Annotated in this window: 16 protein-coding genes; 7 read left to right on the top strand and 9 right to left on the bottom strand. The window is 40.8% G+C overall.

Going from position 1 to position 20,620, the window contains the following annotated elements; all coding sequences use genetic code 11:
• Positions 1 to 4 precede the first annotated feature (4 nt).
• From ACYQ3L_RS16040 to ACYQ3L_RS16025, 4 genes are read left to right on the top strand one after another with little or no spacing between them, the layout of a single operon-like run.
• Entirely contained in the window at positions 5 to 190 is a 186-nt protein-coding gene (locus tag ACYQ3L_RS16040; protein WP_380001213.1) for a hypothetical protein, read from the top strand.
• Positions 187 to 1,350, top strand: a complete 1,164-nt coding sequence (locus ACYQ3L_RS16035; RefSeq protein WP_380001215.1) for a VWA domain-containing protein — start codon at positions 187 to 189, stop codon at positions 1,348 to 1,350. The genes ACYQ3L_RS16040 and ACYQ3L_RS16035 overlap by 4 nt, the downstream gene beginning before the upstream one ends.
• Positions 1,351 to 1,365: 15 nt before the next feature.
• Positions 1,366 to 2,475 carry a metallophosphoesterase gene (locus tag ACYQ3L_RS16030; RefSeq protein WP_194224535.1) on the top strand — a complete coding sequence of 370 codons (1,110 nt, stop codon included), beginning with the start codon at positions 1,366 to 1,368 and terminating at the stop codon, positions 2,473 to 2,475.
• Between the two features lie 22 nt (positions 2,476 to 2,497).
• Positions 2,498 to 2,866 carry a hypothetical protein gene (locus tag ACYQ3L_RS16025; protein WP_006798208.1) on the top strand — a complete coding sequence of 123 codons (369 nt, stop codon included), beginning with the start codon at positions 2,498 to 2,500 and terminating at the stop codon, positions 2,864 to 2,866.
• Between the two features lies 1 nt (position 2,867).
• On the opposite strand, the gene hemN is transcribed toward ACYQ3L_RS16025, so the two are convergent.
• The 3 genes from hemN to ACYQ3L_RS16010 are packed head-to-tail and all read right to left on the bottom strand — an operon-like array spanning position 2,868 to position 7,575.
• Positions 2,868 to 4,235, bottom strand: a complete 1,368-nt coding sequence (hemN, locus tag ACYQ3L_RS16020) for an oxygen-independent coproporphyrinogen III oxidase (protein ID WP_380001217.1) — start codon at positions 4,233 to 4,235, stop codon at positions 2,868 to 2,870.
• The gene (locus ACYQ3L_RS16015; RefSeq protein WP_380001219.1) at positions 4,213 to 5,457 is read right to left on the bottom strand and encodes an MFS transporter; all 1,245 of its coding nucleotides are present in this window, start codon (positions 5,455 to 5,457) and stop codon (positions 4,213 to 4,215) included. The genes hemN and ACYQ3L_RS16015 overlap by 23 nt, the downstream gene beginning before the upstream one ends.
• Positions 5,458 to 5,466: 9 nt before the next feature.
• Positions 5,467 to 7,575 (bottom strand): TonB-dependent receptor, encoded by a 2,109-nt coding sequence (locus ACYQ3L_RS16010; protein ID WP_380001221.1) that lies wholly within the window; start codon positions 7,573 to 7,575, stop codon positions 5,467 to 5,469.
• A 612-nt stretch (positions 7,576 to 8,187) separates the two neighbouring features.
• Here ACYQ3L_RS16010 and sucC point away from each other — a divergent pair.
• From sucC to ACYQ3L_RS15995, 3 genes are all read left to right on the top strand, one after another.
• Complete coding sequence (gene sucC, locus ACYQ3L_RS16005) at positions 8,188 to 9,315, top strand: ADP-forming succinate--CoA ligase subunit beta (protein WP_380001223.1); 1,128 nt, start codon at positions 8,188 to 8,190, stop codon at positions 9,313 to 9,315.
• Positions 9,316 to 9,378: 63 nt separating this feature from the next.
• Positions 9,379 to 10,251, top strand: a complete 873-nt coding sequence (gene sucD / locus ACYQ3L_RS16000) for a succinate--CoA ligase subunit alpha (RefSeq protein ID WP_380001225.1) — start codon at positions 9,379 to 9,381, stop codon at positions 10,249 to 10,251.
• A 274-nt stretch (positions 10,252 to 10,525) separates the two neighbouring features.
• Positions 10,526 to 11,077, top strand: coding sequence for a cysteine hydrolase family protein (locus ACYQ3L_RS15995; RefSeq protein ID WP_380001227.1), 552 nt, complete (start codon positions 10,526 to 10,528; stop codon positions 11,075 to 11,077).
• 135 nt (positions 11,078 to 11,212) lie between these two features.
• Here the strand turns inward: ACYQ3L_RS15995 and ACYQ3L_RS15990 are convergent, their stop codons facing one another.
• From ACYQ3L_RS15990 to ACYQ3L_RS15965, 6 genes are all read right to left on the bottom strand, one after another.
• Positions 11,213 to 12,367, bottom strand: coding sequence for a DUF1735 and LamG domain-containing protein (locus tag ACYQ3L_RS15990; protein WP_380001229.1), 1,155 nt, complete (start codon positions 12,365 to 12,367; stop codon positions 11,213 to 11,215).
• Between the two features lie 16 nt (positions 12,368 to 12,383).
• Positions 12,384 to 13,391 (bottom strand): BT_3987 domain-containing protein, encoded by a 1,008-nt coding sequence (locus tag ACYQ3L_RS15985; protein ID WP_380001231.1) that lies wholly within the window; start codon positions 13,389 to 13,391, stop codon positions 12,384 to 12,386.
• A gap of 34 nt (positions 13,392 to 13,425) precedes the next feature.
• Positions 13,426 to 14,427 carry a glycoside hydrolase family 18 gene (locus ACYQ3L_RS15980; RefSeq protein ID WP_380001233.1) on the bottom strand — a complete coding sequence of 334 codons (1,002 nt, stop codon included), beginning with the start codon at positions 14,425 to 14,427 and terminating at the stop codon, positions 13,426 to 13,428.
• Between the two features lie 25 nt (positions 14,428 to 14,452).
• The gene (locus tag ACYQ3L_RS15975) at positions 14,453 to 16,069 is read right to left on the bottom strand and encodes a RagB/SusD family nutrient uptake outer membrane protein (protein ID WP_380001235.1); all 1,617 of its coding nucleotides are present in this window, start codon (positions 16,067 to 16,069) and stop codon (positions 14,453 to 14,455) included.
• A 20-nt stretch (positions 16,070 to 16,089) separates the two neighbouring features.
• The gene (locus ACYQ3L_RS15970) at positions 16,090 to 19,278 is read right to left on the bottom strand and encodes a SusC/RagA family TonB-linked outer membrane protein (protein ID WP_380001237.1); all 3,189 of its coding nucleotides are present in this window, start codon (positions 19,276 to 19,278) and stop codon (positions 16,090 to 16,092) included.
• 347 nt (positions 19,279 to 19,625) lie between these two features.
• Entirely contained in the window at positions 19,626 to 20,594 is a 969-nt protein-coding gene (locus ACYQ3L_RS15965; RefSeq protein WP_380001239.1) for a FecR family protein, read from the bottom strand.
• Positions 20,595 to 20,620 lie beyond the last annotated feature (26 nt).

The following is a 20,620-nucleotide window of genomic DNA, read 5'->3' as shown; positions in this document are numbered from 1 at the left end:
AAATATGAACAGACAGCGTTATCCTCACCATCGGAGTATTCGCCTTTATGGATACGATTATTCACAAGAAGGATTATATTTTATAACCATTTGTGAAGATAAGGCGTGTTTGTCCGGGGATATTGTCGATGCAGGGAGGATAGTACGTGAGGAATGGAAAGACACAGAAGTTTTAAAACATAATAGATGACAAAAGAAAATAACAAAAATACAACCCGCTGGCGACTCATACTCGGCTCCGATACCCGTGCTTTGGACAATGTAGGACTGAACGAACAACAATCGGTGATGGACGCCGCCCTTGCAGCCATCTATGACGGGAATACATCGCAGAATGGGGCAGGAGGCAAGAAAGGCGGGCTTGGCCCATCGGCTCCGAATCTGGCAAAATGGCTTACCGATGTCCGTACACTCTTCCCGCAGGACGTCGTAAGTGTAATACAATCGGACGCCATTGAACGAAAAGGACTCACTAAATTATTATTTGAACCTGAAACGCTTAAAAATGTAAAGCCGGATATCTCGATGGTCAGTACGCTGATGGCCCTGAAAGGGCAGATACCTGAGAAATCGAAAGAGACCGCCCGCCAACTGGTAAAAGAAGTTGTGGACGAGATAATGAAGCGCATGGAACAGAACCTGCGCCGTGCTGTTACAGGTGCATTGAATAAAAAAGCACATTCACCTATCAGCAATTATGCTTCCACAGACTGGAAACGGACAATAAACCGTAACCTCAGGAATTATGATACAAATTCGAAACGTCTTATCCCCGAAAAATTCTACTTTTTCGAACGCAGCCAAAAGCAAAAGAACTGGACAGTAATACTTGATATAGATCAGAGTGGTTCGATGGCCGATTCCATTATTTATTCATCAGTAATGGGTTCTATCTTTGCCAGTATGCCCGCACTGGATACGCATGTGGTCGCGTTTGATACACAGGTTACAGACCTGACGGAGCTTTGCCGGAACGACCCCGTGGATATGCTTTTCGGTGTACAATTGGGAGGTGGTACAGATATCAACAAGTCGGTGGCTTACTGTCAGGAACTGATAACCAATCCACGCAAGACGATGTTTATCCTCATTTCCGACCTCTATGAAGGCGGTGTGCGTGCGGGATTGCTACGAAGATTGTCGCAAATGCACGAAGATGGCGTAAAAGTTATAACTTTGCTGGCGTTATCCGATAGCGGACGTCCCGATTATGATGCAAATCTGGGTAAAGAAATCAGTAAACTGGAAATCGCCTGTTTTGCCTGCTCACCGGATAAGTTGCCTGAATTAGTTGAAGCAGCTTTGAAAGGTATGGATTTGACAAAGTTTGGGCAAAAGGATAAGGTTTGATTATAGATTGGTATTATGAGATACTTTGTAACTTCTGTTTTATTAATACTAATAATTATATTTACTAATTCATGTGTAACAGATACCCGTCATGCTATTACATCATGTGGCGATGGTCCTTATCTCTTTATGAAAGGGGACTCGGCAATGGTCATAACACAAAAGCGAGATGGTATATTTGATTCGTTGTATTTTTCGAATTCCGAATTGCAGAATTTAACTTTCAGATATGAATTTGATGGTATTCCATATCCCGCGCTGTCTTTTAATATTGATTCTCAATCTGTAAATATCCACAAAAAAGGAATATTTCCTATGCCAGATAAAGTATTGGCGGTATCGGATATTGAAGGAAATTACGAGAAATATTATGATTTACTACTAGCAAATAATGTAATAGACTCATTATATAAATGGACATTCGGAAAAGGGCATTTGGTTATCATTGGCGACCTGGTAGACAGAGGTAATTATGTTACACAATGCTTATGGCTGACTTACTATTTAGAGAAGGAAGCAAAAAGAAATGGTGGTGAAGTACATTATCTATTAGGAAACCACGAACAGCTTCTATTATCGGGATATGATAATTATTGTGCTCAGAAATATAAGGATATTTTTAAAAGTCTACATACAAATGTTTCGCATATGTATTCTAAGCAGACTAAACTAGGTGAATGGATAAGGAGTAAAAGCTCAATTATAAAAATAGGAGATTATATTTTTGTTCATGCCGGTATAAGCCCATCTGTCTTAAAATATAACCTGACTATGGAAAAAATTAATTTTGAGGTTTCGAGAGCTATAGATACAAATGATTTTAAGACAGATGAATCATTGGAATTACTTACACAAGAGGGAATTCTCTGGTATCGAGGTCTCATTGAAGATGATGACAATAAACAGTATAAAAAAGCGACAGAAGCTCAGGTAAACGATATTTTAATGTATTTTGAAGGTAAGTCAATTGTGATCGGGCATACACCAATAGACAGCATATCGAAAGATTATGGCGGAAAAGTTATTCGTATAGATGTAGATCATTATGAAAACAGCTCAGCCTTATATATCGAAAATGGTATTCAATATATAGTTGATAACAAAGGGCAAAAAAGAAATTTTTAATTTAAGGAAAACGATAAATCCCATGAACGAAAATTATAATAACTATAAGCAGCATACCAATGTCGGTTTCCGTATAATATCCATCTTCACCATATTACTGAGTGGATATATGATGTGTACATACTTTTATTCATTTGGAAATGCCACTTTTTTCGAAACGGTATCGAAACTACCTACAGGAGAAGTACCGCTTGCGGAATCCTATTATATAGAAACGGTAAAATATCCGGTCAGGGATTTTATTTATGGAACTTTGTTTTTTATCACCCTGATCTGGGCAATAGCATCGACAGCGAAACGAAACGTCAGGTCATTGTCTATATGTCTTGTTACTGCGATAATGTTATGTGTCGCCGTATTCCTTATAAATGAAATATTGATTTATAGCTGAATCAGATAGATTTAGAATATCTGTTCTCTTTTGTATCTATCAGTTTGTCGAAAGACGCAGCTACATTGCGGACAAAAGGAGCAGCATCGGGAAGGATGCTTATATAATCCTCATTATATTCTATAATCCCATCGGCAGCAAATGCCTGTAATGCTGTTTCGTTATAATTAACAGCAGATTTTATCTTCGCCATAGGAATATCCAATGTATTGGATAGCTCCGGCCAATTTACCGTATAATTACACATTAGTTGAGAAATAACCTCGCGTGTAATCTGTTCCTCTTCATTCAATATATAGCCTTTTGCAATAGGAAAAACGCCTTCGTTTATTTGCCTGATATAAGTATTCAGGTCTTTAGTATTCTGGCTGTAGGCTGTTGCCAACTGGCTGATACCTGTTATGCCGAATGCGTAAACCTGCCCTGTAGTCCTGCGGGTACAATATCCCTGAAAATTACGGTGCAGCGCTTTCGATTGTTGAGCTGCAAATAATTCATCGTCAGGAAGTACGAAGTGGTCGAGGCCGATAGTCTTGTATCCGGCATCGGTCAACAGTTTCTTCGCTGTTGCATATAGCTGGCTTTTTACCTCCACCGATGGTAAACCCACCTTTTCCAGATTCTTTTGTAATTCGTTTACCCAGGGCACATGCGCATAGGAGAAAGTAACTATCCTGTCGGGGCGTAGCGCGATGGCTCTGTTTATAGTTTTTGCGAACGATTCAGGTGTTTGAAGCGGCAGCCCGTAGATAAAATCCATATTCAGCGACACATTCCTATTGCGGAGTATGCGGACTACATCTTCCATGGCCATTCCCGGTGCTTTACGGTTCGATGCTTTCAATACCTCCTCGTCAAAGTCCTGTACTCCGAGGCTGATGCGGTTGAATCCGGCATTTACAAGCTCATTCCAATACGCTTCATCGGCATAGCCGGGATGGCATTCAATGGCTATCTCGGGATTCTCTATACAATCGAATTCGGATAATACCAGTTCATTCAGCTCTTTAAGTACAGATACCGGTTGCGATGTCGGCGTGCCCCCGCCGTAATGTATCTGCGATATCTTACGATTGCGGTCGAGTAGGGGAAGTACCATTTTAATCTCCTTCTTCAGGGCGTCTATGTATTTCAGGACAACAGCGTTATCTCTTAGCAACTGTGAGTTACACCCGCAGTAGAAGCACATATGATAACAAAAAGGAATATGGATATACACAGAAATATGCTGCGGATTTTCCTTATTCGATTCTATAACGATCTGACGGAATTTTCCGGCTGTAAACGATTCGTTGAAGAAGTTTGCAGGTGGATAGCTCGTATATCGTGGTACAGGTATGCTGTATTTATTCAGTAATTCTTGTTTCATCTTTTTCCTCCGGCGCTTTTAATTTGAATGCAAAGAGTATGAATGTAAGTGAAATGGCTGCAATACACATTTCCACGACAAACAAACCTTTATAAGTAATCATTGCGGCTATCTTACCCGAACTGACGCCCATTATGATGCCGCTAAGGTGCGTGATAACCGTTTGTATAGTAAAATCCGTGCCTTCGTATCCCTTGCGCACACAGTCCATAGCAGTGGTATATACCACAATGACAGACAGGCCGTAGCTTCCCCACAACAGGGAGATACCTAAATGTAATGTCGCTATATTGACAGGCAGTACAGTTACCAGCAGACAGAAATATATAGTGGTAATTAACGTGAATACGGCAAATATAAGACGTGCGGCGTGCCGCCCTATTTTACGCACGACGAAACCGCCTCCGAAGGAAGCAAGGCATCCGATGGAAGTACCTACAATACCCGACATAACGCCTATTTCTTTCATATCATACCCATAGTCCACAAGCATAGGCTTCAACATGGCCAAAATACCGATCAACCCGGCATAATAGAAAAACAGGAAAACGATTTGCTTCCATATACCCCGTTGCCTGAAAAATCCCAGTATATCATTTGCCGTAGCTTTTTCGGCTTGCTTTTCTTTTATGATTTCATGTCCCCTGTTACCCTTGAAGAAAAAGAGGGGGATAATCGCTATGATGACAAACAGGGCAAGAAAGGGCAGGAGGTTGCCCCATCCGAATTTGTGGTAAAGCAACAGCAAAAATCCTCCACCGACCATTGCCCCGGCAAAGCTGCCCATCGATTGCATGCTGTTGGCCAGGCTCTTGTCTTTTTTACTGAATGACAATACGGCCAGCGAATCGGTTGCTATGTCCTGTGTGGCGGATGCGATGAATGAGAATATGACAAGGCCTATTATCAGGTAAGGGGTGGTTTTGAAATCGAGGAACGAAACGGCAAGGATAATACTTGCATAGATAAGTTCGGATGAGAATATCCAGCGCTTAAAATCGTTCAGCTTATAGGTTGAGCGGTCTACCATCGGCGACCACAGGAATTTGAGTATCCAGGGCAGTTTGAGCAACTGAAGCATACCTATTGTCTCCAGGGAGAAATTCTGTTGCCGCATAATAACAGGAAGCACCGTAGAGAAAAAGCTCATCGGGATCGACTGTGCAATATACAGGCAAAAAAATGTAAATAAGTGTCCCCCTTTTTGATAGTTTAGCTTCATCCCGATAGTTTAAAATTTCAGGTTCATATTTACTCCGCAGGTAAACGGCCTGCCTCTTTGCACATAATGTTGACTCGATGTGGAGAAGTAATAAGAATTATATTTCTCCCCCCCAATATTTTTCGACCACAAATCTATGGAAAAATCTTTCTTTACGAAAGAAATTTTGCCATTGAACAGGCTATAATAATCCTGTGATATATCATTCTTGTCGGTCCAGTATAATTTGCCTGCTCCAATATACTGAGCGTTCAATACGATATTATCCAGCCATTTCCGGTTTATGGCTAATGTATAGTTCGCCGATATGGAAACTGTATTCTGCGGTACCATCGGCAGGTAATTATCATCATATGCAGTTGTTACCCCGGTAGCGGCATTATAGTCCTTATAGTCTTTATACTTTGCGTTTGTATAACCATACACCAGTTGAAAGCTAAGATTTTTCACAGGGTTCACCTGTGCCGACAGCTCAACTCCTTTGCTGGCCGATTTGCCTGCATTCTTGATTATAAAGCCTTTTCCACTGGTCTTTGTCTGTGATATCTGCTGGTTTTCCCAGTTGATATAGAACAAACTCAAGTCGAGGAATAAAAGATTGTTGAAAAATCCGGAGCGTGAACCAATCTCGTAACTCCAGCTATATTCGGGGTTGAATATCAGGTCTTCTTCCTTTTCGGCTGTATTGTTAAAGCCTCCTGTCTTATATCCTTTAGTTACTGAAAAGTAAGCCAATCCGTCTTGTTTGAAAGTATATTGGATAGCGGCTTTCGGAGTTAATTGCGAAAAAGAAGTCTTGTCGGTAATGGATTCGCCAGCCTTTGTCAACGGGGTACCTATCATAGTGGATTTAGTTTTCTCCCGGTCGTAACGAACGCCCAACACAAGGGATAAACCGGGTGTTATAATATCGTTAATCGTAGACTGGTGATAGGCAGCAAAGCCGTCGGTCGGATTTTTTGCACTTTGGATTGTATGTGCTCCTGTTAAAAGATTATTGACATCGTTTGTCTGGAAATAACTCTGATGAAAACCAAACAGGCCGAACTGCCATACATAACGGCTGTCGTCTTTCAGTGACCCGATATTAAATTCCTGTGAGTACATCTGTTGACGCTGATAAAAATCTACATAATAGGAATCCTTAGGCGTAAAGTCCTGATCCAGTCCCTGCTTGCCATTATAAAACTGAAAAGACGATTGAGAACTAAGTTTAAACAGGTCGGTTATATATTCTATGTTCAATCCGTTTGTAGACATATTCCGGAGGTAATAGCTGCGGGCATTGTAATTCACCTCGTCTATTTCTCCGGTGTCTTTATGTAGTACCCTGTAAGGATAGCCATCCTGATCGGAATATTCATACGCCATTATCAGATGCATCAGCAATTGGGGCTGCACACGCCAGCTGATGCGCGCACGGGTGGAAACGGCATCTATAGGATCGGCCTTCTTTCCGGTTGTCGTATTCTTGAAATATCCTCCCGAGTGCAGGTAATTTCCCGATATGGCATAACCTATTTTGTTATCCACATTGCCGTAATGAGACAAGCTTGTTTGATAATTGTTATAATTCCCTGCTGTCAGATTCAGGTTTGTACCCTTGTATTTAAATGGCGATTTGGTGAAAACATTGATTATCCCTCCCATCGTATTACGGCCGTAGATAGTACCCTGTGGCCCCCGCAATACTTCAATGCGGTCGATGTCGTTGATATTAATATCAAATGTGGAACGGTCGAAATACGGTACGCCATCCACATAAAGCCCTACAGACGGAGCATTGCGGTGTGAGCCTATTCCCCTGATATATGCAGGCGATGTCATTTTGGAACCATAGTCGGGAATAAACAGGTTTGGAACAAGGGAAGTAATTTCCTTTATGTTTATGATATTGAAATCCTTCACCTCCCTGCCTGTCAGTAATGAAGCGGATACAGGCTGTATAAAGAGGTTGTTGTTCTGCTTAAATGATTCTATGACCACTTCGTTTGCAGTGAATTTCATTTTCACGGAATCGTTCTCTCCCTGTATATCCTCTGCTTTTACATATGTGTAAGTAGCTGTAAATAAAAATATTAATAAGATAATATTTTTGATGTCCGGTTTCTTTTTCAAGGTGCTTCGATTGTATTTTAGTTGATACGCAAATTTAAGTAAAAGCCTTAATAAAAGTCAATCACTAGATGTAGTGATATTTTTAATTAATTTATAAATTAAAGATAGTGAGAGAGAGTGTTTTTAAGTGTAATATTTATTACTAAGTTCTGAATAATACGAATTGAGAATCAAAAACTTTATCTATATAGCAGGCTATAAGCCGATAGTTCTTTGATGTATTGAACAAGCTCTCTTGCTTGCGATGAGACAACAGAAAAAATGTAAAATGTGTCAACTTTGTCAAGTTTTCTATGGAAATCATAAGTTATAAGGAAAAGTACAACAGATAAAAAAAGTGTAAAAAGTGTCAAGTTTGTCAGGTTTTAGTTTCTTCCAGGAGATCCTGCCGGTGCAGTCAAAATCTCTTTTTGCTTACCAGGCGCCGGTTCCTGCTACTTTTCCGGATCAGGCGAGTGTAATTCTTGTGGTAGAGTATCCGTCTTATAAACATCATCTATTTCCTCTTAAATTAAAATTATCTATAAAATACACTTTATTAAAAAACTTACCTGTAAATTTAGCTGTTTAAGAAAAGGTATCAATTTATAACATTTAAATTTTTTTATACCTATGAAGATACACGAATATCAGGCAAAAAATCTATTCTCGTCTTATGGCATTCCCGTTGAAAAGTATATCCTGTGCAATGTAGCAGAAGAAGCTGCAGTGGCATACGACGGGTTGAACATGGAACGTGTGGTAGTAAAGGCACAGGTGCTAACCGGAGGCCGCGGTAAAGCAGGAGGAGTAAAACTGGCAAAAAACAGGGAAGATGTAAAACGATATGCATCAGACATTCTGGGTATGACTATCAAAGAATTTCCCGTTACAAAAATTATCGTCAGCGAAGCCGTCAACATCGGGTCGGAATATTATGTGAGCTTCGTTATCGACCGCAACACCAAGTCGGTGATACTGATGATGAGTGCCGAAGGAGGAATGGATATTGAAGACGTAGCATCCCATTCGCCGGAGAAGATACACAAATTTGCCATCGACCCGTTTATCGGGGTTCCTGATTATCTGGCGCGCCGATTCGCATTCTCCATATTCGAAGAAATAAATCAGGTGAACCAAATGGCAGCAATATTGCAAAAGCTGTACAAACTCTTTATCGACAAAGACGCTTCATTAGCGGAAATAAATCCGCTGGTACTCACCAAAGAAGGCAATCTTATAGCGATTGACGCTAAAATGACCTTCGATGACAATGCCCTTTACCGCCAACCACAAATACATGCCCTCTTTGAACCTACCGAGGAAGAAAAAACGGAAGCATATGCCAAGGAGAAAGGATTCAGTTATGTACATCTCGACGGTGAAATAGGTTGTATGGTAAATGGCGCAGGCCTTGCTATGGCAACTATGGACATGATAAAGTTATATGGCGGCACTCCTGCCAATTTCCTTGATATAGGCGGCAGTTCCAACCCTAATAAGGTAATAGATGCCATGACCCTATTGCTCAAAGATCCGAAAGTGAAAGTAGTATTGATAAATATATTTGGCGGTATAACCCGTTGCGACGATGTAGCATCGGGATTGCTCACCGCTTTCGAACAGTTGGAAACCGATATTCCCGTTATCGTCCGCCTTACAGGTACCAACGAAAAGCAGGGGCGGGATATGCTTTCAGGGACACGATTCAAAGTAGCGGAAACCATGGGAGAAGCTGTAAGGTTAGCTGTTGGCCTGTAGCTGATAGCTCTTAACTTAAAAAAATAATATCAATCGAAAACAAAAAGCTAATAGCTAAACAATATGAGCATACTAATAAACGAATCCACACGACTGATAGTACAGGGGATCACCGGACGCGACGGCAGTTTCCATACAAAAAAAATGAAAGAATACGGAACTAATGTGGTAGGCGGCACATCGCCCGGAAAAGGCGGTACCGAAATACTCGGCGTACCCGTATTCAATACCGTATACGAGGCAGTGCAACAGACCCAGGCAGATACTTCCATTATATTCGTACCCGCACGGTTTGCTGCCGATGCAATTATGGAAGCTGCCGATGCAGGTATAAGGCTAATTATCTGCATATCCGAGGGGCTTCCAACACTGGACGCAGTAAAGGCATACCGCTATACTCAACTGAAAGGGGCTATGCTGATAGGGCCTAATTGTCCGGGACTGATGTCACCAGACAAATGCCTTGCAGGAATATTGCCCGGACAGATTTTCAAAAAAGGGAATGTAGGTGTAATCAGCCGAAGCGGTACATTAACATATGAGGTTGTATATCATCTTACGGCAAACGGCATGGGCCAATCTACGGCCGTAGGTATGGGGGGTGATCCCGTTGTAGGCCTTTATTACCGCGAATTACTGGAAATGCTGCAAAACGATCCCGATACTGATGCAATAGTCATGATAGGTGAAATAGGCGGAAATGCGGAAGAGCAGGCTGCCGAATATATCCGCAAGCATGTAACGAAACCGGTTGTAGGATTCATTGCCGGACAGGCGGCGCCTCAAGGTAAGCAAATGGGACATGCCGGCGCTATCATAGCAGGCGGCTCAGGTACGGCTGCCGATAAAATCGCCGCTTTGGAAGCTGCAGGTGTACGCGTGGCCAAAGAACCCTCGGAGATACCGGAACTACTCCGAAAGCAACTCGGTAATTAAGGGAAATCATACCTGAATAAAAATAAAGTGCCCTCAAAAGTCAGAGATGATTTTGAAAGGGCACTTTTTATGGAAAGTAAGGACCGGACTGTTCGATGAACAAGTGCCGGCAGGAGTGATGTATGATAAAAAGAAACAGGGAAAAGCATAACTGTTAAATAATGAATCGTATCTTTACATACAAATAAGAAATATGAAAACAGGATTTATAATCACTATGTTATTCTTCTGCGTAAACACCTTCTGCCAGCAGGATAATACAACAAAGTCTTATATGGAAACAAAGAAAGCTCTATTGATCATTGACATGCAAAACGATTACTTCGAATATGGAGCAAACCCATTGACCGGAAGTCTGGAAGCCAGTTTAAAAGCAAAGGAGATTTTAGAAGCATTTCGCAAGGACTCACTTCCCGTAATTCATATTCAACACCTTTCTGTGCGTCCCGGCTCTACGTTCTTTGTACCTAATACGGCCGGCGCAGAAATACATAAAAATGTATTTCCTGTTGACGGGGAAAGAGTAATTACCAAGAATTATCCCAATAGCTTTCGTGAAACACCATTATTGGATTACTTAATATCTAATGGCATCACCGATTTGGTTATTTGTGGCATGATGACCCACATGTGTGTCGATGCAACCACAAGAGCAGCTAAAGATTTCGGGTTTAACTGTATTGTTATCAGCGATGCCTGCGCTACAAAGGATTTAGAAATTCAAGCCCAGACGGTTTCTGCTAAAGACGTCCAATATGCTTTTCTTGCTGCCCTCGATTATTTTTATTCAACGGTAAAAACAACGAGAGAGTATTTAGCTCAATAAGCATAGTGTCAGTGATCAGAAATTACAGAGGCTTTTGCTATTCCTATATCGGATGATACTGAATAAAAAAGGCCGGAAGAAGACTCTTCCGGCCATAAACCAAACATTAATGTATCCTTTTGATTTAATGCTTGTTTAAGGACATCTTACTCCTTCAACCCAGCTTACATTTCTTATACCCTTTGCATGATAACCGTTCCCTGTAAGGTCAGGCACAACATTTAACTCAGTGTCACTCTTTGCCGAGTTAAATTTCCAGTATGCCAGCAACCCTTCAGATGCCGGAGATACAGCACATATACCATTCTGTATTTCTTCTTTAGTCAAAGCTTTTGTCCAGACGCGTACTTCACTGATTTTTCCGTACAGATACCTTCCATACAAAGCAGTTTGTCCTATATAGAACTTACGGTCACCGTCCAGACCAGCGAGATTGACAGGCCCTCGGGGTGCTTCGACATATGATTCCAGTTCTCCGTTGACATAAAGTTTTATAAGTTTTCCATCATATGTTACAGCCACATGAGTCCAGGCATTTGCGGACAATCCGTTTACTGATGTTACCGGATATCCTCCTCCTGCTAATTGCAACTGATTATTATCTATAGTAACATCACCTATCCTGAGCAGGAAATTTTCCTCCAATCCCATTATGGTACTAATAAACGGATTCGTTGTCTGGAACCTGTCCACATAAATTCTGGCTTCCATAGTCAATTCATTCACTGCCGACAGATCACCTTTACCCAGGTCTTTATTCTCGAAGTCTACCTTAAAGTAGTTTCCGCTCAGATTGGCAGCTTTTGTTATAATCGTCTTGTTTATTACCAGGTATATAATCCTTGAAGCATCTAAAACAGGGAAGTCGCCTCCCTGCACATTCTTTATTTCCATAGGGACACAATAGATATCTTCATCCGTAAATTCATTTAATGATTTAATGGACAATTTCAGCGGCTCCGAGATATACTTTCCTGCCTTAATTTGAAGGTTTGTATTGCTGATATCATATATATCCGTAGATAAAGTCTTATAATTTGTTCCGTTCTCTTTATTGTATTTATCTACCAGCGCCTCATTTACAGCCACAGTAACGTTAATATCGTTTTTTGTTATGGCAGAGGCTCTGACACTTATACCTAAATCCGTCGGTTCCTCGATAGACATCTTCAGTACCGGGCTGTTTTCAGTGCCTGTAAAATAAATTACGTTCTGAAATTCATCGGCGTCTTTGCACGAGTACAAAACACTCAGCAAAGCGGCTATAAATAGTATTATTCTTGTTTTCATATTTCACTCTTTTCTGTTATTCATAAAAGTAGACTTCGGCAATACTGGTCAGATTGTAACTGTTTGAAAATTTATCCGGAAGAATGCGTACATATCTGCTCTCTAAAGGCTCTGCAAATTGATAAATAGCATCTACCTTTTCGTTATTCTCAATAACAGGCTCCACACTGCCTAAATCGGTCCAGTTCACACCATCGGCACTTACTCCAATACTGAATCCGGCCAATACACAATTATAGTATCCGTATAAAATATATGAAGAAACCAAACTGAAACCTTTCACCTTATGAACTTCACTCATATCATAATATATGCCATGGGATGAATTACCTGATTGAATAACCCATGAGGTAGAAAGATCTCCGTCATATGAATTCTGCGCCGGACCGTAAGCATAACTGTGCCTGGACTCGGATGTCCATGCCGAACGGTCGATAGATGCGCCTGGTTTTACAGCCGTTTCTGATACGAAGCCGGTCAGGGAAAAATCTACAATAGCATAGACTACATTGAAGTTAGTACTCACCCTTACATTTTTATCACCTGTCTGCACAGAGGATATTTTTATTGGGAGTATAAATGTCGTGTTTATAAATCCGGTAAAATGTTCTTCTATAAATGCCTTATTAAAAACAATTTGTACAGAATCGGCAGAAATATTACTTCCTGAAGCGATACTTATATGATTCTTGTCCATCGAATAGGCCGAAGACGGAAGGATCTCATATTCTGTTCCTTTTGCATCGTTGTAACTCTTCACTAAAGATTCATCCGTCTCCAGGATAACTTTTGTTTCCTGATTGACTCTTCCCGTAGCTTTTACAGGTAATAATATATAGTTCAGATCAGACGACTCTTTTAGCCGTTTATAGTTTATATTCACGGCCACCTGAGGATCTCCCTGCTTGGTGTTCAGGTAAATTATCGGGTCTAATGTCTCCGTATCGTCGTCCGAGCTACAGCTTGTCCAGAACAGGCAAGCTATGAAGAGATAATGAAATATATGTATTTTATATGTTTTCATATATGATCAGTTATTAGAGAATATATAATGATATTCATTTTACTCCAGGATTCATTATTTGAACCGCCTGACGGAGGTATTTGTACTCCATCTCTGTATTCCTGTATTCGTATTCCATATGATAAGTACCACATCCCCCCTTTACCCCTTGGGTTGGGTTCCATTTGGCCATGCCTAAAATAGATGGTACTTTGTTTCCATTCGTTTCGGTATAGCTGACCCCGCCGGTCCTCCAGTGGGCTTCAAAGTCTTCCGTAACAATGAATTGTTCGGGTTTGAATATGGACCTGATTCTATTATACCTGCTTTGCAGGTTACTGCCGCTGGTTGTCGAATATGCCTGGGCTATCGCATAATTGAAATAGGGGCCAGTCTCTTCAGGCAGTACATCCAATTCTCCGTCGACTACTAATAATTTACCGGAATTGGACTTCGGCCCTAAATATTTTCCAAGCTCCTGAACAAAAACAATCATGTCCTCGCCTCTGGGGCAATCCCTTACATCTGTCTGGCCTCCCACATTCGGTTCATAGTCGATATCCAGTCCGTCAAAACCGAGGTCGATAATTTCTTCAGCGAGTGCCTTTGCATATTTGCGTAATCCTTCCTGGCGGTCGGTTCCCCAATTTTCTTCGGGTATGTTTGGCAACTCTTTTCCGGTCCAGCCTAAAAGGGTTGTCACCAGTATCTTCGTTCCTTTTACTTCCCGGGTAAGTCGCAAATCATCAATTTTTTCAGGAGTCATTTTATCCCTATGCCACATATTTCCCCATAAGCCTATCATATCTACACTATCGGGTATGGAGTAGAGACGGGTAACCATCGACGGGCCGGCAGCTGTCCAGCCTCCAAACCAACCAAACGCAATCTGATGGTCAGACTGTTTATAATCTCTCAGATTGGCAAAATAAGCGTCTGAGCCAATTTCAGGCTGATCCACATCTATTGTTTTCGGCTCCGTCCATTCATTGTCACACGAAGTGGCAAATGCAATTGCAGCAAATAAAAAGATAGATATGTATATATATTTTTTCATACTTTTCGTATTTTGTTATTCTACATTATTTTTTATCCCACCAAACTTTGGTGCCGCCATTATCCGGCCCTCCGAGAAGAGTGCTTACAGCTTCTGTGACATTGGTCAGATTCGATGTATATTCAGTCTTAGGATAAGGGACTCTTCTTACCTGAATATCGGTATTTATTTTCCCGGAACTATTATTAGTTACTACGGGGAATATCTTAGGATAACCGGTTCTTCTGAATTCACTCCAGGCCTCTTGTCCTTCAGGATACATAGCCAGCCATTTTTGAGTAATAATACGCTCCAGTTTCTTTTCAAATGATGCCGAGTTGTCCCATTTTATAGTAATCGTTGAAAGAGGATTGATACTATTGGAAGCTACTGCATCGCTAAACCGGGCAGGGACAGATGTGTTATTACCAACGTATGAAGTATATGAGGACGAGACTCCATGCTGAGCGAATGAGGCCTCTATTCCCTTATTATATAGATCTTCAGCCGAAGATAAATTATCTGTGCCTGCCATATTCCATCCCCGCAGCACTCCTTCTGCTCTAAGGAAATAGGCTTCGGCTGCGCACATCCATTGTATAGGAGCTGAAGCTTCTACATTCGGGTTTGAAAGATCCTCATATCTTGATTTATTCGATATCACTACCCCGTTGCGAACCCCGTTGTAAGATCCTGAAACAGCTGGCCTAAAGTATTTACTTAACCGGGGATCTTCGTATCCTTTCAGGAAGGATTCTATACTCGCCCCCATTTTAGTATCTTTATATGAACTCCATATGACAGTTAACGGATGGGATATTGTATAGCCTTTACCTGACTTCACGGTGACATTTTCCATATTGTCGGTAAGGACGCCATAGCTGTTATTCACAGCTTTTTCCGCATTTTCTTTTGCCAAATCCGGATTTACATAAGCTACCCGTATAGCAAGACGAAGCCTTAATGTATTTGCAAATTTTATCCAACTGCGGATATTACCGTTATATACTAAGTCGTATTTTGCTAATGGCCCGGAATCACTATTAGCCGTCACGAATTTGTCTAATTCAGCAATAGCTTCGTCCAGTTCTTCAAAAAAAGATTTATAAATAGCCTCTTGGGAATCGTACGCTGCCCCCATAGCTCCTTTACCAAATTGAGAGTAGGGGATAGGTCCGTGATTATCAGTTATACGGTGCATACCGGCAATTTTGATTATCTGTGCCAGATAGAAAATGTAAGGCACCCCGTATTCTCCGGATTTTACCTTTATCTGGCTCCATGGAGACATTACAGAGCGGTAAGCTACATTAAATCCTACATCATTCCAGTCGCTGAAATCCATATTGTAGGTACTATTGTTACTTGAGCCGTTCCACTGGCCGATAGCAGCCATGTATCCCGAAAAGATATCTCCTGTCAGGTTTTGGGCACGTTGGTATTCATTAGCACCCACGTCGCTCGTTGGAATTACATCTGTCTGCATTGTCGGAATAAATCCTCCGACACCCAATAAATCTTTTTTTATATCCTCCTCTAAGGCTCTGTTCGGATCGGTATTCTTGCGTTCAAAATCATCAGTACAAGAAAAAAGAAAAGCAGAACAGAGTAAGAATGCTAAACACAGATTATGTGTGATATTGTGGATTTTATAGAATCTCATAATGTTTTTCATTTAAGTTATTAAAATTCTACTTTCACATTAAACCCGAAGCTACGAAGGCTTGGCTGCATAAAGTAATCGAATCCTTGATAGTACGTGCCTGTGGAAGCCGTGATTTCAGGGTCGAACGGAGCTCTGTTATATATCATCCACAGATTGCGTCCGATCACAGACAGGGTCACATTCTTAACATATCCTTTGAAGAGATTTGCCGGAAGGGTATAGCTAAGACTGGCTTCCCGCAACCTGACATTGGTCATACTATAGACATATTCGGACAGAATACCTGTCGTACCTCCCCCAACTACGGAATAATAATTTTCGGGGTTCAGCAGGCCGCCATTAACGGCAACCCCTCCGGCGTCTCTGGCATTTGCTGAAGCTTTTGACACACCGTAACGGTCCATCAAAGCCTGAGTTGCCGATACTCCGACACCTCCGACACGGGCATCGAATAAAAAGCCCAGAGAAAAATCTTTATAGCTAAAGGTATTCTGGAATCCAAGGTTATATTTTGGAGCCGGATTTCCTGCCCTGACCCAGTTTTTGGTATCGGCGCTTACAGTTCCGTTAACAGGGTCTACATATACATTCCCATTTAAATCTTTTTTTAGTGTATATACATAGATATCTCCCATAGCGGCTCCTTCTTTTATTACCATCCGGTATGCATCCTGTTCGCTGGCTATAATTTCATTCATGCCGTTTTCCATCGGCTGGTTAGTTGTCGGATCTATTGTCCCGGCTGCTACCATTTTCTTTACTTTGTTCCGGTTCAGGGTGTAAGTAAAGTTTGAGCTCCATTGGAAATCCCTCCATCTTTTATCCAGTCCTAATGAAATTTCGACGCCCTGGTTGTTTACTTTTCCGGCATTCAGATAATAGTAGGAAAAGCCCGAAGTCGTAGACGCATCTATTTTAAATAGCTGATTGTAAGTATTCGTATTGTAATATGTTATATCGAACCTTAGCATATTATTCAAAAACTTCGTGTTCAACCCAACTTCATAAGCTTTTGTCCTTTCCGGCTTCAGACCCCGGGCCGGATAAAACGGCAGCAGATCGAGGCTGCCGTTTTGTTTCAGCCCATAATTTACCATCGTGATATATCTGAGAGGGGCATTTCCCACTTCACTATAAGACCCCCTTACTTTCAGAAATGAGACTACGGAGCTTAAATCCGTCATTTCACTTATTATACCCGACAAGCCGACAGAAGGATAGAAAAAAGCTGTTCCGTGGTCTGTATATGCCAGTGCGGAAGACCATTCATTACGTGCGGTCAGATCCATATAAAGCATACTCTTGTAACCTAACTGGGCTGTCGCGAAAACAGATTGAGTCTGCTCGTTATAATCATTCTGCAGGAGTCTTGATTCGGGATGGGTGAGGTCTAAATTTCCTAAATAGAAAAAGTCGGGGATTATACTTAGGTGGCCTTCGGCTCCGCTCTGACGATATTTAAAGTCGAGAACGGAAGCTCCTAATACTCCGGTTAAGCTAAGATCGTCACCAAACCGTTTGTCAACTGTGGCTAAGAAATCCGCATATAACTGCTTATTGCTTGTCTGCCGGTGCATATAGTTTCCTTTTTCGGAGGCAAAGAGAAGATCAGCCGAAGCGGAAATTTTTCTTTCAAACGTGTTAGATGTAAATGTACTCAATGCCCGTCCGGTCAATGTCAGCCAGTTTACCGGTTTATAAATCAGAGCGCCATTGATGGAATACCTGTCTGTTTTGTTTTCAAATGCTTCCCGGTTAACTATCCAGTACGGATTTTGCATTCCTAAACCCTGATTACCATATGGCCAGTATTGCAGTGAGAAATTACGGCCTTCATCATATCTTTGATATACTTTATACTTGTTGATATCATCACCTCTCGGAAACAGGTAAAGAGGTACGAGGGGATTGTGATATTGCCCCTGAATCAACATGTTTTTATCCTTTTGGGTTGCATATGAAAAGCCGAGATCGAGCGTTAGCTTATCTTTAATTAAGCTGGTAGTATTATTGACTGTCAGGTTTATACGTCTCAAATCATTATTCGGGATAATCCCCCGGGCTAAAAGAGCAGATGCCGAAGCGTACGTTTGGTTATACTGGTTTCCGGCCGATACACTTAATGAATTTGTTTCTGTATATCCTGTCTGGAAGAAGTCCATAGGGTCGTATGATGTCGGTTTATCCAGTTTTGCCCCCCAACTATTAAATTCCGTACCCTTTGTTCCATAAGTATTTTGGAATTGAGGTTTAACGAATGGCGCCATAAACATGGTACTATTCGAATAATTAAGCCGTACCCGGCCTTCTTTACCTTTTTTTGTCGTTACCAAGATAACCCCGTTCGCACCCTGACTGCCATATAACGCGGCTGAGGCAGCCCCGGACAGGACAGATATAGATTCTATATCCTCAGGATTGAGAAATGACATGACATCTCCGTCTCCGCCATCGGGCGATTCGTAAGCGGCTTCGGGCTGATCGTTCTTTGTATTATAAATGGGGATACCATCTATAACATAGAGTGCATTATTATTTCCGAGCAACGATTTGGTTCCACGCATTATTACACGGGAAGAACCTCCTATACCCGATGCGCTCTGATTGATTGTAATACCCGCAACTTTACCTACAAGAGAATTGACAAAGTTGGCATCTTTTACGGTCGTTAATTCTTCGGCTTTGATTTCTTGTACGTTATAAGTAAGGGCCTTTTCCTCTCTTCTGATACCTAAGGCTGTGACTACGACTTCATCCATTGTCACGGTCGCATTTTTAAGAATAATATTGTAGTTATTCTGTGCACCTACAGTAAATTCATATGTTACCATTCCGATGAAGGATACCATCAGTTTTGAAGTTCCGGCCGGCAGGGAAATTTCGAATCGTCCGTCAATATCTGAAAAGGTTCCTTTGGTTGTTCCCTCTATGGAAACCGAAGCACCTATTATAGCTTCTCCATTCTCGTCTCGAACGGTACCTGTTATAGTACGCTGCTGCTGAGGAGTGTCCTTCGATCCGATATTTTTTGTGCTAAGGACAATATTGGTTCCTTCTACAAAATAAGAAATATTGGTAGATTTAAATAGGTTTTCCAGAACATCGGCTAATGTTTGTTCTGTCTCCGTTACAGATACAATGCGGTCTTTGTTTATTGACTTGTCATAAACAAATAAATAATCCGTTTGAGATTCAATCTTGTTCAAAACTGTTTCTAACGTGACATTTTTTTGATTTAAGGTTACCTTTATGTTTTGTGAACTGAGATTCCCTGCATTTAGACAAAAAACAAAAACGATTAAAAAGAAAGAAGTAAGTTTCATCACTCTTAATAATTGTTTATGACAGACGTTTTTAGTAGCAAAAACATCTGTTTTTGTTATAATTTTCATATATTTACATTGTTAAAGGTTTTTATGGAAATAATGATAAAATCTTTTTCTCTTATCTGTCGGTGTGGTCGCATCGACAGATTTTTTTAGATTCAAATGTTTTTCAGGTTTTTTATTTTTTCATAGGCGATTAGATTTTTAGGTTAATAATAAGTGTTTTTCTAATTTATATATATAATATTATTCTCTTCACTGTCCCTTTTATATTTAAAGTCTGAATTTTTCTGAATAACTTTCAAGGCATGCTCTATCCCGTCATTGACCCGTATCTTTCCGGTAAGCTCCGTATTTGATAAATTCGGATTTTGGATATATATTTTCACATCATAATATTTCTCAAAGGTTTTTATAAGTTCCGGGAACGGGGTATCTTTAAATGCTATTATTCCATCTTTCCACATCGCAGCAGAATAATTTTCCAGCATTTTTACGGTGTATTCATTACCTACACTTTCAAAATATTCGTTAGCAGCCAATATAACAGGCTTCGGCAGCATTATACCGGAAAACTCAACTTTACCTTTAAATAATGAAATAGTCATTTTGGGAGAATGAGAGTAAGCATCGACATTAAATTCTGTACCCAATACTTTTACTTCTCCCTTCGGCGTTTCAACGATAAAAGGTAGTTTTTTATTACTTGTCACATCAAAGAAGGCTTCACCATCCAAGAGTACCCGTCTCTCTTTATCTCCAAACAAGGCAGGATAAGTGAATTTTGATTTCGCGTTAACCCATACTTTTGTTCCATCGGAAAGAGTAAGGCTAACTCTTTCTCCCGCCGGTAAAACAATCTCATTTGAAAGAGTTTGCAAATTATTATACTGATGCTTGTTAAAGAAGTACGCACCGCCTAAGACCAACAGGATCACAGCGGATATTTTCAGCACTTCTTTTATCCACACCGGTATTCTTTTGACCTTGTTGTATTCTCCAGCGCTTGCTGAATCTATAAGATTTTTTTCTCCGATATTCAGGATCAACCGGTTGTACATTTTCCTTTCGGATAAGAATATATCTTTATTATCCCCGGATTCATCAATCCAATCTAATAATTGTTGTTCTTCACCGGCAGTGATATTCCGGGTAAAGAACTTATACATTATATTCTTGTCAAATTCTTGGTTCATATATATAAAGCATTTATAAAAGACAA

It is taken from the genome of Dysgonomonas termitidis (assembly GCF_054657735.1).
Note: the sequence above shows the minus strand (reverse complement) of the source record. Positions and strands in the feature narration are given on the sequence as shown.